The sequence below is a fragment of the Variovorax sp. 22077 genome, assembly GCF_052044195.1.
Classification (GTDB): domain Bacteria; phylum Pseudomonadota; class Gammaproteobacteria; order Burkholderiales; family Burkholderiaceae_C; genus Variovorax; species Variovorax atrisoli.
The window spans coordinates 30,160-44,395 of record NZ_JBQEQC010000025.1; the positions used below are offsets into that span (position 1 = coordinate 30,160).

10 protein-coding genes are annotated in these 14,236 nt (G+C 68.1%); all 10 read right to left on the reverse strand.

Annotated features, from left to right (window positions below):
• Positions 1 to 75 precede the first annotated feature (75 nt).
• The 10 genes from mlaE to aroB all read right to left on the reverse strand — a co-directional run bounded on the left by mlaE (position 76) and on the right by aroB (position 14,203).
• Positions 76 to 858, reverse strand: a complete 783-nt coding sequence (gene mlaE, locus ACTJLF_RS28300) for a lipid asymmetry maintenance ABC transporter permease subunit MlaE (RefSeq protein WP_019654419.1) — start codon at positions 856 to 858, stop codon at positions 76 to 78.
• Positions 855 to 1,718 carry an ABC transporter ATP-binding protein gene (locus ACTJLF_RS28305; RefSeq protein ID WP_019654420.1) on the reverse strand — a complete coding sequence of 288 codons (864 nt, stop codon included), beginning with the start codon at positions 1,716 to 1,718 and terminating at the stop codon, positions 855 to 857. The genes mlaE and ACTJLF_RS28305 overlap by 4 nt, the downstream gene beginning before the upstream one ends.
• 137 nt (positions 1,719 to 1,855) lie before the next feature.
• Positions 1,856 to 3,334, reverse strand: coding sequence for a glutamate synthase subunit beta (locus ACTJLF_RS28310; RefSeq protein WP_019654421.1), 1,479 nt, complete (start codon positions 3,332 to 3,334; stop codon positions 1,856 to 1,858).
• 170 nt (positions 3,335 to 3,504) lie between these two features.
• The gene (locus ACTJLF_RS28315) at positions 3,505 to 8,271 is read right to left on the reverse strand and encodes a glutamate synthase-related protein (protein WP_019654422.1); all 4,767 of its coding nucleotides are present in this window, start codon (positions 8,269 to 8,271) and stop codon (positions 3,505 to 3,507) included.
• 185 nt (positions 8,272 to 8,456) lie between these two features.
• Positions 8,457 to 9,152 carry a transposase gene (locus ACTJLF_RS28320; protein ID WP_132752351.1) on the reverse strand — a complete coding sequence of 232 codons (696 nt, stop codon included), beginning with the start codon at positions 9,150 to 9,152 and terminating at the stop codon, positions 8,457 to 8,459.
• Positions 9,153 to 9,191: 39 nt separating this feature from the next.
• Positions 9,192 to 10,070, reverse strand: coding sequence for a class I SAM-dependent methyltransferase (locus tag ACTJLF_RS28325; RefSeq protein ID WP_126182670.1), 879 nt, complete (start codon positions 10,068 to 10,070; stop codon positions 9,192 to 9,194).
• Positions 10,067 to 10,642, reverse strand: coding sequence for a DUF1415 domain-containing protein (locus ACTJLF_RS28330; protein WP_132752350.1), 576 nt, complete (start codon positions 10,640 to 10,642; stop codon positions 10,067 to 10,069). The genes ACTJLF_RS28325 and ACTJLF_RS28330 overlap by 4 nt, the downstream gene beginning before the upstream one ends.
• Positions 10,639 to 11,901 (reverse strand): MFS transporter, encoded by a 1,263-nt coding sequence (locus ACTJLF_RS28335; RefSeq protein WP_132752349.1) that lies wholly within the window; start codon positions 11,899 to 11,901, stop codon positions 10,639 to 10,641. The genes ACTJLF_RS28330 and ACTJLF_RS28335 overlap by 4 nt, the downstream gene beginning before the upstream one ends.
• A gap of 62 nt (positions 11,902 to 11,963) precedes the next feature.
• A complete protein-coding gene (locus tag ACTJLF_RS28340) occupies positions 11,964 to 13,094 on the reverse strand; it encodes a deoxyguanosinetriphosphate triphosphohydrolase (RefSeq protein ID WP_132752348.1) in 1,131 nt (376 codons plus the stop codon).
• Positions 13,091 to 14,203: a 3-dehydroquinate synthase gene (gene aroB, locus ACTJLF_RS28345; protein WP_207902217.1), complete on the reverse strand. Its 1,113-nt coding sequence runs from the start codon at positions 14,201 to 14,203 to the stop codon at positions 13,091 to 13,093. The genes ACTJLF_RS28340 and aroB overlap by 4 nt, the downstream gene beginning before the upstream one ends.
• Positions 14,204 to 14,236: the final 33 nt, after the last annotated feature.

The window sequence follows — 14,236 nt, forward strand, 5'->3', positions numbered from 1 at the left end:
GCCGGGCCGCAGGCGTTGCCCCCTGCAAGAAGGTTGGCGGTCGCACGAAGTGGGCAAGCCCGGGGATCTGCCGGTTCATATGCTGAACATCATGGCGGTGAGCAGGAAGTCGAGCCCCAGCACCGCCAGCGACGCCGTCACCACCGTGCGCGTGGTCGCGCGCGACACGCCCTCGGGCGTGGGCTGCGCCTCGTAGCCCTGCAGCAGCGCGATGAAGGTCACGGTGAAGCCGAAGACGATGCTCTTGATCACGCCGTTGCCCACGTCGCGCCAGACGTCGACACCGCCCTGCATCTGCGCCCAGAACGCACCCGGGTCCACGCCCAGCATCAGCACGCCCACCACGTAGCCGCCCATGATGCCAACGGCGCTGAACACCGCCGCGAGCAGCGGCATGGTGATGACGCCAGCCCAGAAGCGCGGCGCGAGCACGCGCTGCACCGGGTCGATGGCCATCATCTCCATGGCGCTCAGTTGCTCGTCGGCCTTCATGAGGCCGATCTCGGCCGTCAGCGAGGTGCCGGCGCGGCCGGTGAAAAGCAGCGCCGCCACCACGGGCCCGAGTTCGCGCACCAGGCTCAGGGCGACCAGCAGGCCCAGCGCTTCGGAAGATCCGTAGCGCTGCAGCGCGTAGTACATCTGCAGCCCGAGAACGAAGCCCACGAACAGGCCCGAGACGCCGATGATCGCCAGCGAGTAGTTGCCCAGGAAATGGATCTGGTCGCGCACCAGCGCGAAGCGGCGAAGGATCTGCGCACCCGGTCCGACCAGGCGCATGAAGAGCTTCGCGCCGTAGCCCAGGTTGGCCAGGTGGCCGCGCGTGGCGAAACCGACGTCGGCGGGCTTCCACCAGGTCATGAGCGTCCTCCCTCGACATTGCCGAAGTCGTCTTCGATGCTGAGGCCGGGGTAGTGGAAGTGCACCGGGCCGTCGGGCAGCGCATTCACGAACTGATGGACCAGCGGGTCTGCACTCTCGCGCACCTCGGCCGGCGTGCCCTGCGCGGCGATGCCGCCGTTGGCCAGGATGATCACGTGGTCGGCGATGCGGAAGGTCTCCTCCAGGTCGTGCGACACGATGATGCTGGTGAGCCCCAGTGCGTCGTTGAGCTGGCGGATGAGGCGTGCGGCAGTGCCGAGCGAGATCGGGTCGAGCCCGGCGAAGGGCTCGTCGTACATCACGAGGTCGGGGTCGAGCGCGATCGCGCGCGCCAGCGCCACGCGCCGCGCCATGCCGCCGGACACCTCGCTGGGCATCAGGTCGCGCGCGCCGCGCAGGCCGACGGCGTCTAGCTTCATGAGCACCACGTCGCGCACCAGCGCCTCGGACAGTTGCGTGTGCTCGCGCAGCGGAAACGCCACGTTGTCGAACACGCTCATGTCGGTGAACAGCGCGCCGAACTGGAACAGCATGCCCATGCGCCGCCGCGCGGCGTACAGGGCGTTGGCGTCAAGCTTGCCGACGTCGCTGCCATCGAAGAGCACCTCGCCGCGCTGCGCCTTCTGCTGTCCGCCGATCAGCCGCAGCACGGTGGTCTTGCCGCCGCCCGAGGCGCCCATCAGCGCGGTCACCTTGCCCCGCGGCACGGCGAACGAGACGCCGTCGAGGATGGTGCGCGCGCCATAGCCGAACCTGACGTCGCGAAACTCTACGAAGGGATGTGGCAGCGGTTTGGCGGTGTCCATCTCAATAAAAAAGCCGGGCGCCCTTTCAAGCATCCCGGCATGCGGTTTGACGCGGATGATAACGGGGCGGCGAGCGGCCCCGCGAAACTGAAACAAAATTCAGCGCGGCGCCCGTCAGACCCTCGTCAGGAAGCCGTGGACAACGGCCCGCGCCGAGGAGAACCCCCTTGTCAGCGAGGCAGGTCGCTGAAGCCCATCAGGAACTCGTCCACCGAACGCGCAGCCTGGCGGCCTTCGCGGATCGCCCACACCACCAGCGACTGTCCGCGGCGGATGTCGCCGGCCGCAAAGACCTTCGGAACATTGGTGGCATAGCCGCCGACGAAGTCGACCGTCGCCCGCGCGTTGCCGCGCGCATCCTTCTCCACGCCGAAGGCGTCGAGCACGGAGGCCACGGGGCTCACGAAGCCCATGGCGAGCAGCACCAGGTCGGCTTTGAGCACCTGCTCGCTGCCGGCCACTTCCTGCATCTTGCCGTCCTTCCATTCGACGCGAACGGTCTTCAGGCCGGTGACCTTGCCCTTCTCGCCGATGAACTCCTTCGTGGAGATCGAGAACTCGCGCTCGCAGCCTTCCTCGTGGCTGGAGCTGGTGCGCAGCTTGATCGGCCAGTAGGGCCAGGTCAGCGGGCGGTTCTCTTCCTCGGGCGGCTGCGGCATCAGCTCGAACTGCGTGACGCTGACCGCGCCGTGGCGGTTGCTGGTGCCCACACAGTCGGAGCCGGTGTCGCCGCCGCCGATCACGATCACGTGCTTGCCGTCGGCGCGCAACTGGCCCTTGACCTTGTCGCCGGCGTTGACGCGGTTCTGCTGCGGCAGGAACTCCATCGCGAAGTGGATGCCGTCGAGGTCGCGGCCGGGCACCGGCAGGTCGCGCGACTGCTCCGCGCCGCCGGTCAGCAACACGGCGTCAAAATCCTTCTGCAGCTGCTCGGGCGTGACGGTTTCCTTGGCCAGGTTCGTGACCTTGGAGCCCTTGCCCAGCGGGTCCTTCGCGGCGCCGACGATCACGCCGGTGCGGAACACCACGCCTTCGGCCTTCATCTGCTCGACGCGGCGGTCGATGTGCGACTTCTCCATCTTGAAGTCGGGGATGCCGTAGCGCAGCAGGCCGCCGACGCGGTCATTCTTCTCGAAGAGCGTCACGTCGTGGCCGGCGCGCGCCAGCTGCTGGGCAGCCGCCATGCCGGCCGGGCCCGAGCCCACCACCGCCACCTTCTTGCCGGTCTTGTGCTTGGCGACGCGCGGCGCCACCCAGCCTTCGTCCCAGGCGCGGTCGATGATCGCGTGTTCCAGCGACTTGATGCCGACCGCGTCGTCGTTCACGTTGAGCACGCAGGCAGCCTCGCAGGGCGCCGGGCAGATGCGGCCGGTGAACTCGGGGAAGTTGTTGGTCGAGTCGAGCACCGCGAAGGCGTTTTGCCAGTCGTTGCGGTACACGAGGTCGTTGAAGTCCGGAATGATGTTGTTGACCGGGCAGCCGCTGTTGCAGAACGGCGTGCCGCAGTCCATGCAGCGCGCACCCTGCACCTTGGCCTGCTCGTTGCTCAGGCCGACGACGAATTCCTTGTAGTGCTTGACGCGCTCGGAGACGGGCTTGTAGCCCTCCTCGATGCGCTCATGCTCCATGAAGCCGGTGATCTTTCCCATCGTGGTTCCTTTTCACACCCCCGTCGCTTGCTCACTGCGTGTAGCCGCCTCCCCCCTCGTGGGGGCAACACCGGCGGCCCGGCAAAGCCGGTTCCGCGGTGTTCCCCGAAGGGATCGAGACAGATTCACGCGCTGCATGCGATGCGGGGGCTCGTTGTGTTGGTTGATCTTCAAGCGGCGGCGGGAGCCGACTGCGGTGCGGGGGCGGCCAGCGCATGCGGCTCGAGGCCGATGTGCGCGTTGTTGCCGGTGCTCGTGAGCTCGACCTTGCGGTCGTGCAGCTCGGCGAGCGCGCGCTTGTATTCGTTGGGGAAGACCTTCACGAACTTCGTGCGCGACACGGCCCAGTTGTCCAGCAGTTCGCGCGCGCGCTTGCTGCCGGTCCAGCGGTGGTGCTCCTCGAGCAGCTTCTTGAGCTGGGCCTCGTCGGTCTCGCCGCCGTGCCAGATCTTGCGGTGCACGCTGGCGGTCTGCTCGGCCGAGGTCAGCACCTTCTCCAGCGAGACCATCGACAGGTTGCAGCGCGACGCGAACTGGCCGTCCTCGTCGTAGACGAAGGCGACGCCGCCGCTCATGCCGGCTGCGAAGTTGCGGCCGGTCTTGCCGAGCACCGCTACCGTGCCGCCGGTCATGTACTCGCAGCCGTGGTCGCCCGTGCCCTCGACGACTGCCGTGGCGCCCGACAGGCGCACTGCGAAGCGCTCGCCCGCCACGCCGCAGAGGTAGGCCTCGCCGGTGGTCGCGCCGTACAGCGCGGTGTTGCCGACGATGGTGTTGCGCGCTGCTTCGCCACGGAAGTCGAGGCTGGGGCGAACCACCACGCGGCCGCCCGAGAGGCCCTTGCCGGTGTAGTCGTTGGCGTCGCCGATCAGGTACAGCGTGATGCCGCGCGCCAGGAAGGCGCCGAACGACTGGCCGCCCGTGCCTTCGAGCTGGATGCGGATCGAGTCGTCGGGCAGGCCCTGCGGATGCACCTTGGTCAGCGCGCCCGAGAGCATCGCGCCCACCGAGCGGTTGACGTTGCGCGCCACCTCGATGAACTGCACCTTCTCACCCTTGTCGATCGCGGGACGCGACTTCTCGATGAGCTTGACGTCGAGCGCCTTGTCGAGGCCGTGATCCTGGTTCTCGACATGGAATCGCGGCACGTCGGCCGGCACGTTCGGCAGCGCGAACAGGCGGCTGAAGTCCAGGCCGGCGGCCTTCCAGTGCTCGATGCCCTTGCGCATGTCGAGCAGGTCGGCGCGGCCGATCAGGTCGTCGAACTTGCGGATGCCGAGCTGGGCCATGATCTGGCGCACTTCTTCGGCGACGAAGAAGAAGTAGTTGACGACGTGCTCGGGCTTGCCCGAGAACTTCTTGCGCAGCACCGGGTCCTGCGTGGCCACGCCCACCGGGCAGGTGTTCAGGTGGCACTTGCGCATCATGATGCAGCCCTCGACCACCAGCGGCGCGGTGGCGAAGCCGAACTCGTCGGCGCCCAGCAGCGCGCCGATGGCGACGTCGCGGCCGGTCTTCATCTGGCCGTCGGCCTGCACGCGGATGCGGCTGCGCAGGCGGTTGAGCACCAGCGTCTGCTGCGTCTCGGCCAGGCCGATTTCCCACGGGCTGCCCGCGTGCTTGATCGACGACCAGGGCGAGGCGCCCGTGCCGCCGTCATGGCCGGCGATCACGACGTGGTCGCTCTTGCACTTGGCGACGCCCGCGGCGATGGTGCCCACGCCGATCTCGCTCACCAGCTTCACGCTGATGCTGGCGTGCGGTGCGGTGTTCTTCAGGTCGTGGATGAGCTGTGCCAGGTCCTCGATCGAGTAGATGTCGTGGTGCGGCGGCGGGCTGATGAGGCCCACGCCCGGCACGGCATAGCGCTGCTTGCCGATGTACTCGGTGACCTTGCCGCCCGGCAGCTGGCCGCCTTCGCCCGGCTTGGCGCCCTGCGCCATCTTGATCTGGATCTGGTCGGCCGAATGCAGGTACTCGGCCGTGACGCCGAAGCGGCCCGACGCGACCTGCTTGATGCGCGAGCGCAGCGAATCGCCTTCCTTCAGCGGCAGGTCGACCTCGACGTTCTCGGCGCCCACGATGCTGCGCAGCGTGTCGCCCTGCTTGATCGGGATGCCCTTGAGCTCGTTGCGGTAGCGCGCGGGGTCTTCACCGCCCTCGCCCGTGTTGCTCTTGCCGCCGATGCGGTTCATGGCCACCGCCAGCACCGAGTGCGCCTCGGTGCTGATGGAGCCCAGCGACATCGCGCCGGTGGCGAAGCGCTTGACGATCTCGGCCGCGGGCTCGACCTCGTCGACCGGGATGGCCTTGGCCGGGTCGATCCTGAACTCGAACAGGCCGCGCAGCGTGAGGTGGCGGCGGTTCTGGTCGTTGATGAGCTGGGCGTATTCCTTGTACGTGTTCCAGTTGTTGGAGCGCGTGCTGTGCTGCAGCTTGGCGATGGCGTCGGGCGTCCACATGTGCTCCTCGCCGCGCGTGCGCCATGCGTATTCGCCGCCGGCGTCGAGCATGTTGGAGAGCACCGGGTCGTCGCCGAAGGCGGCCTTGTGCATGCGGATGGCTTCCTCGGCGATCTCGAACACGCCGATGCCTTCCACGCGGCTGGCGGTGCCGGTGAAGTACTTGCTCACCGTCTCGCTGTTCAGGCCGATGGCTTCGAACAGCTGCGCGCCGCAGTAGCTCATGTAGGTGCTGACACCCATCTTCGACATGATCTTCGACAGACCCTTGCCGATGGCCTTCACGTAGTTGTAGACCGCCTTGTCGGCGCTCAGCTCACCCGGCAGGTCGGCGTGCATCGCCACCAGCGTTTCCATTGCAAGGTAGGGGTGCACGGCTTCCGCGCCGTAGCCCGCGAGCACGGCGAAGTGGTGCACCTCGCGCGCCGAACCGGTCTCGACCACCAGGCCGGCCGTGGTGCGCAGGCCCTCGCGCACCAGGTACTGGTGCACGGCCGACAGCGCCAGCACGGCGGGAATGGCCACCTGCGTGGGGCTCACGCCGCGGTCGCTCACGATCAGGATGTTGTTGCCGCCCTTGATGGCATCGACGGCCTCGGCGCACAGCGACGCCAGCTTGGCTTCGACACCCTCGTCGCCCCATGCGAGCGGGTAGGTGATGTCGAGCACGTAGCTCTTGAACTTGCCCTGCGTGTACTTGCCGATGTCGCGCAGCTTCGCCATGTCTGCGAAGTCGAGGATCGGCTGGCTCACTTCGAGCCGCATTGGCGGGTTGACCTGGTTGATGTCCAGCAGGTTCGGCTTGGGGCCGATGAAGGACACCAGCGACATCACGATCGCTTCGCGGATCGGGTCGATCGGCGGGTTCGTGACCTGCGCGAACAGCTGCTTGAAGTAGTTGTAGAGCGGCTTGTTCTTGCTTGAGAGCACGGCCAGCGGGCTGTCGTTGCCCATCGAGCCGATGCCTTCCTCGCCGGCCTGCGCCATCGGGCTCATCAGGAACTTGATGTCTTCCTGGGTGTAGCCGAAGGCCTGCTGGCGGTCGAGCAGCGGCACCTGCGACAGCGGAGCCTTGACCGCCTCGGCGGCTTCGGCGGTCACGCTGTCGAGCTTGATGCGCAGGTTCTCGATCCACTGCTTGTAGGGCTTGCTGTTGGCGAGGTTGGCCTTGACCTCCTCGTCGTCGATCAGGCGGCCCTGCTCCAGGTCGATGAGGAACATCTTGCCGGGCTGCAGGCGCCACTTGCGCACGATCTTCTGCTCGGGCACGGGCAGCACGCCCGACTCCGAAGCCATGATGACCAGGTCGTCGTCGGTCACGCAGTAGCGCGAGGGGCGCAGGCCGTTGCGGTCGAGCGTGGCGCCGATCTGGCGGCCGTCGGTGAACACGATGGAGGCCGGGCCGTCCCACGGCTCGAGCATGGCGGCGTGGTATTCGTAGAACGCGCGGCGGCGCGGGTCCATGGTGGCGTGCTGTTCCCAGGGCTCGGGAATCATCATCATCACGGCCTGGCTGATGGGGTAGCCGGCCATCGTCAGCAGCTCGAGGCAGTTGTCGAAGGTGGCGGTGTCGGACTGGCCGGCGAAGCTGATCGGGTAGAGCTTCTGCAGGTCGGGGCCCAGCACGGGGGAAGACATGACGCCTTCGCGCGCCTTCATCCAGTTGTAGTTGCCCTTGACCGTGTTGATTTCGCCGTTGTGGGCGACGTAGCGGTACGGGTGGGCCAGCGGCCACTCGGGGAAGGTGTTGGTGGAGAAGCGCTGGTGCACCAGGCCCAGGGCCGAGACGCAGCGCTTGTCCTGCAGGTCGAGGTAATAGGTGCCGACCTGGTCGGCCAGCAGCAGGCCCTTGTAGACCACGGTGCGGCTCGACATGCTGGGAACGTAGTATTCCTTGCTGTGCTTGAGCTTCAGGCGCTGGATGTTGGCGCTGGCGGTCTTGCGGATCACGTAGAGCTTGCGTTCCAGCGCGTCCTGCACGATGACGTCGTTGCCGCGGCCGATGAAGACCTGGCGCAGCAGCGGTTCCTTCTCGCGCACGGTGGGCGACATGGGCATGTCGCGGTTGACCGGCACGTCGCGCCAGCCGAGCAGCACCTGGCCTTCGGCCTTGATCGCGCGCTCCATCTCCTGCTCGCAGGCCTCGCGGGAGGCGTGTTCCTTAGGCAGGAAGATCATGCCGACGCCGTACTCGCCCGGCGGGGGCAGCGTGACGCCCTGCTTCGCCATTTCTTCACGGTAGAGACGGTCGGGCAGCTGGATCAGGATGCCGGCGCCGTCGCCCATCAGCTTGTCGGCGCCCACTGCGCCGCGATGGTCGAGATTTTCAAGAATCTTCAGGCCCTGCAGCACGATGGCATGGCTCTTCTCGCCCTTGATGTGTGCAACGAACCCGACGCCGCAGGCATCGTGCTCGTCGGCAGCGGAATACAGACCGTGTTCTTGGAGATGCTTGATCTCGGCAGCCGTCGTCATGGCGCGCTCCTTCAGTTTTCGCAGGGAATCGGAGCATATTGCGTTGCACAAAGAATGCCAAACACTTTAATAGGGGTCAGATTCCATTTAAATCTTGAGTTTTTCGATAGGAATAAAATCAGGGACACATCAAAAACAGGAGCAAAAGGGCCACTCCGCCCGAAGGATGGACCGGCTTTTCCTGCTCAGGATCGGGGAGTCGAAGGCGGGCGCCCAGCCTTGGCTTTGACCACCCGGCGGTCGGTGGACTTCTGCAGGCCGTCGAGAAAATCCTCGTCGCCAGCCGCCCAGCCCCGCAGCGTGGCTTCGGTCAAGGCCTTCTGATCGGCCGCGCGCACCCCGGCGCGCACCAGTTCGACATACGCAGCCTCACGGGCGAACGGGGTGTTGCCGAGTTCCCAGTACAGCGGATGCGGCGTCAGCAGCTTGTCGTGCCGAAGGCCGGCGTAGTGGCCATGGCTGGACCATGGGAAGTCGCGCGCCTCGGCCACCATGCCCGCCCGCACGGGGTTGAGGTCGATGTAGGCCATGCAGGTCAGCAGATAGCGGTCGGTCTGGATCAGCGTCGACCTGTAGCGCCCTTCCCACAAAGTGCCGCTGCGGCCATGGCGGTCGTTGAAGTAGCGCACATAGGCCCGCCCCACCGACTGCATGAACTGCGGCAGCCCGGTGACGCTGGCAGGGGTGGCCAGCAGGTGGAAGTGGTTGTCCATCAGCACGTAGGCGTGCACCGAGATCTCGAAGCGCGCGGCGTTCTCGGTCAGCAGCGCGAGCAGCTTCTCGTGGTCGGCGCGGTCCATGAAGATCGGCTGGCGGTTGTTGCCGCGCTGGATCACGTGGTGCGGCATGCCTGCCAGCGTGAGACGGGGAAGACGGGCCATGGGAGCGATCGGCCTGTGCGACGGACGGCGCGCCCGCGCTCAGGCGAGACGGAAGCGCGTGTCGCCCAGCCTGTCCAGCCCGAACTGAGCGAGCAGCTCGCGCAGCCGCGCGGCCGCGCTCGCCTTTTTCTGGCCGGTGTAGCGCGCGAGGATCAGCTCGTTCTTCATGCTGTGCTCCCAGCCGACCAGCTCCGTGACCGTGACGCTGTAACCGTTGGCTTCGAGGTACAGGCAGCGCAGCACGTTGGTGAGCTGGCTGCCGATCTCGCGCGTGTGCAGCGGATGGCGCCACAGCTCGGCCAGCGGCGTGCGCGACAGCGCCAGCGCCTTGGTCTCGCGCAGGCAGGCAGCCACCTCGGCCTGGCAGCAGGGCACGAGCACCATGCAGCGCGCCTTCTTGGCCAGGCCGAAGGCGATGGCGTCGTCGGTCGCGGTGTCGCAGGCATGCAGCGCGGTGACCACGTCAATCTGCGCCGGCAGCTCACCCGATTGCGCCGACTCGGCCACCGTGAGGTTCAGGAACGACATGCGCTCGAAGCCCAGGCGCTTCGCGAGCTCGCGCGAGCGCTCGACCAGCTCGCCGCGCGTCTCGATGCCGTAGACATGGCCGCCACCCGGCCGGGCGCGGAAGAACAGGTCGTAGATGATGAAGCCCAGGTACGACTTGCCCGCGCCATGGTCGGCCAGCGTGGCGCCCGCGCCCTCTTCCGGCAGCTCGCGCAGCAGCTGCTCGATGAACTGGAACAGGTGGTAGACCTGCTTGAGCTTGCGCCGCGAGTCCTGGTTGAGCCGGCCCTCGCGGGTCAGGATGTGCAGTTCCTTGAGCAGCTCGACCGACTGGCCGGGGCGCAGCACTTCGGCCAGCTCGGCGTCGGCCTTCGCGGCCTTGTTCGTCTTCGGTGCGGTCTTCGTGTTCATGGCTTGGCGCTCCCCGGCCCGACGTCGAGTTCGCTCCAGCCCTGCGCTCCCAGCGCTTCGAGCGTGTCGATGTTGCGCTCGAAGATCGCCTCTGCCTCCGGAAAGGCCTCGACGGCGCGGCTCACGCTGTCCTCGCGCAGCAGATGCAACGTCGGGTACGGCGCACGGTTGGTCGCGTTGCCGATGTCGTCGGCTTCGGTGCCGGCGAACTGGAACTGCGGATGGAAGCTCGCCAGCTGCAGCACGCCGTCGAATCCCGCGCGGGCGAGCCGGCGTTCGGCGCGCGCCGTGAAGTCGTTGAAATCCAGGAAATCGGGCAAGGCGTTCGGTGCAATCAGAAGGGTTGTGTCGCGCACGGAGGCATCGAGCGCCACGAGGTCCCGGGCCTGCGCCAGCAGTGCGTCCATCAGGTCGGCCTCCTCGGCGGGCTCGTACAACGCGTAGTGGATCTGTCCTTTCACATGCACGGCCTTGGCGAAGGGGCACAGGTTGAGGCCGATCACCGCGCGCTCGAGCCAACGCCGCGTGTCGGCTTCGGCCTGGAGGGAAGGAATTGTCGCCGGTAGCGTCATGCCATCTCCGCAGCGGGGCGAATACGCCCCAGGCGCCGCGCGACCGCCATGCCGACCAGCGAGCAGGCCAGCGTGGCCGTCCAGGTCCACTGCCAGCCGCCGACGCGATGCGCCAGCCACGCCACCGCGAGCGGCGCCAGGAACTGCCCCAGCGAAGAGGCCTGCTGCATCAATCCGATGGTGGTCGACACGGTGGACGGCCCCGGCGCCAGCCGCACGCCCAGCATGAACAGCGTGGCAGGCACCATGCCGCCGCCCAGCGAGAAGGCGCACACGGCGATATAGCGCACGGTCGGCGGCAGACCTGCCGCCTCGGCGCCCTGCCCCATCTGCGCGAAGGCGGCCACGCCGCTCAGCGCCATCGTCAGGAAGCCCAGCTGCAGCAGGCGCTCGGGCGCCACGCCGCGCTGCAGCCAGCGCCCGCCCGCGACGTTGCCGACGATGTTCGCCGCCGCCGCCAGCGCGGTGAGCACCGCACTCCAAGCGGCCGGCACGCCTGCACCCGCATAGATGGCAGGCAGGAAGCCGATCACCGCGATCCATTGCGACGAGTACACGGCGAAGGTCAGCGCGACCAGCCAGGGCGCTCGCGCGCCGGCAGTGGCGCGCAGCCGCGACGCCCATCCGCCGGAAGCCGGCCCCGCCGCGGACGGACGGAGCCGGTCGGCGGGCACGGCGATCCAGAGCCAGAGCGCCGCGCCGGCCGAGACGGCCGACAGCGCCCACCACCAGTCCACCCAGCCGCCCCAGCCGATCAGCGCCGGACCGAGAAGAAGCGCGAGGGCCACGCCCAGGGGCATGTAGGCGCCCCAGAGGCCCAGCGCCGCCTTGTCGGCACCCGGCGGCGTCAGGGCACGGATCAGCCCGGGCCCCGGCATCACCGCCAGCAGGAAACCGATGCCCTCCACGGCGCGCAGAACCAGAAGCCAGTGCACGGCATGTGCCCCGCCGCCGCCGAGCCCCGTACCGGCCGCGCCACCGAGCAGGCTGGCGACCGTCAGCACGATCAGCCCCGTTAGCATGCTGCGGCGCAGCCCGATGGTGTCGGCCGCCAGGCCCACCACCAGACCCAGCGTCATGCTGGCGACCTGCACCAGCGAGAGCAGGAACCCCGCCTCGACCAGATCGATGCCCAGCGATGCCTGCAGCGCCGGCACGGCGGGCGGCAGCTTGCCCAGGTGCAGGGATCCGCTGACGCCGCCCAGCAGCACGGCCATCGCCGCAGCAGGAATGCGGGGTCGCCCGGCCCGCCCACCCATTGGCGTACCTTCGTGCTTCGCACTACCGTGCGAGCTTGCCTGGGAGCGGCCCGGCGCGGCGCTCATGCGATGCCCCGGCGACCGGTCAGCCGTTCGTGCTCGCGCACGGCGAATCGGTCGGTCATGCCGGCGATGTAGTCGGCGACAGCGCGATGCCTGTCCGGCCGCTCGGCATAGGAGGCCGGCATCTCGGAGCCTCGCTCCAGATAGGCTGCGAACAGTTCACGCACCACCTCCCGCGCCTGGTCGGTGGTCTGCGTGACCTGCGGGTGCCGGTAGAGGTTGCGGAAGAGAAAGCGCTTCAGGTCTTCCGACTGGGCCTGCATGGTGCTGCTGAACGCCACGACGGGCGGAGCCTTGCGCACGGCATCGGCGTCGGCCGGGGCGAGCGCCTCGAGCGACGCCCGGGTCGCATCGATCACGTCGTAGACCTGTGCGCTCAGCATGCGGCGGATGGCTTCGTAGAGCACGCGGCGCCCCTGCAGATGCGGGTGCTCGGCGAGCGCCTCGCGGCGATGCCGCTCGAACAGCACCACCTCCGACAGCTGCTCGACCGTGATGAGCCCCGAGCGCACGCCGTCGTCGATGTCGTGGGCGTTGTAGGCGATCGCGTCGGCCAAGTTGCAAAGCTGGGCCTCCAGCCCCGGCTGGGTACGGTCGAGAAAACGCCGGGCGACGCCGCCGGGCTCGGCAGCCTCCAGCCGCTCGGCGTTCGCGCGCGAGCAATGCTTGAGGATGCCCTCGCGCGTCTCGAAGCTGAGGTTCAGGCCGTCGTACTGCGGATAGCGATGCTCCAGCGCATCGACCACGCGCAGGCTCTGCAGGTTGTGCTCGAAGCCGCCGTGCCCGGCCATGCAGTCGTCGAGCGCATCCTGCCCGGCGTGGCCGAAGGGCGTGTGCCCCAGGTCGTGCGCGAGGGCGATGGCCTCGACAAGGTCCTCGTTGATGCGCAGCGCCCGCGCGATCGACCGGCCCAGCTGGGCGACTTCGAGCGAATGCGTGAGACGGGTACGGAAGAGGTCGCCCTCGTGGTTCAGGAACACCTGCGTCTTGTAGACCAGCCGGCGGAAAGCGGTGGAATGCACGATCCGGTCTCGGTCGCGCTGGAAGGCATCGCGCGTGGGCGCTGGCGGCTCCGCATGCCGACGGCCGCGCGAGCGCGCGGGCAGGCAGGCGTAGGCCGCGAGGCTCATTGCTGCGCGCAGCTCTGGGCGAGCACTTCGCGCACCAGCGCATCGGGCGCGCTGCGGACCACCGCGGAGCCGGGCCGGTCGATCACCACGAAGCGGATCTCGCCGGCCTCCGACTTCTTGTCGACGCGCATCAGCTCCAAGTAGCGGTCCGCGCCCAGCGCCGGGCCGACGATCGGCAGGCAGGCCCGCTCGATCAGCCGCGTGAGCCGCTCGACGAACGCGGCATCGACACCGCCGAGCCGTTGGGACAGCCGCGCCGCCATGACCATGCCGCAGCCCACGGCCTCGCCGTGCAGCCACTCGCCATAGCCCAGGCCCGATTCGATCGCGTGGCCGAAGGTGTGGCCGAAATTGAGGATCGCGCGCAGGCCGGTCTCGCGCTCGTCCTGCCCCACCACCAGCGCCTTGATCTCGCAGCTGCGCCTGACGGCGTGGGCCAGCGCTGCCGGCTCCCGCGCGACGAGGGCGTCGATGTTCGCCTCGATCCAGTCGAAGAAGGCCATGTCGTGGATCGGGCCGTACTTGATGACTTCAGCCAGCCCGGCGCTGAGCTCGCGCGGCGGCAGCGTCTGCAGCGTCGCGAGATCGCAGAGCACGAGCTGCGGCTGGTAGAACGCGCCGATCATGTTCTTGCCCAGCGGGTGGTTGATGGCCGTCTTGCCGCCGACGGAGGAATCCACCTGCGCCAGCAGCGTGGTCGGCACCTGTACGAAAGGCACGCCGCGCATGTAGCTGGCAGCCGCGAAGCCGGTCATGTCGCCGACCACCCCGCCACCCAGCGCGAACAGGACGGTCTTGCGGTCGCTGCCCCGGCCGAGGAGTTCGTCGAAGATCAGGTTCAGCGTCTGCAGGTTCTTGTAGGCCTCGCCGTCGGGCAGTTCGAGCAGGTGAACTGCCCTGAAACGCCCCGCCAGGGCGGATTGCAGCGCCCCGGCATAGAGCGGCGCCACGGTGGTGTTGCTGACGATCAGGGCCGTGGCCGACGCGGGCACGACATCGAAGCTCCGTGGGTCGTCCAGCAGGCCGGCGCCGATCAGGATCGGATAGCTGCGGTCGCCGAGCTGGATGTCGACACGTTCTGGCGGAGCGGAAAGTACGGGCAGGGACATGGGCAGCGAGTTTAGGCGCTGCGGCAGGGGCAG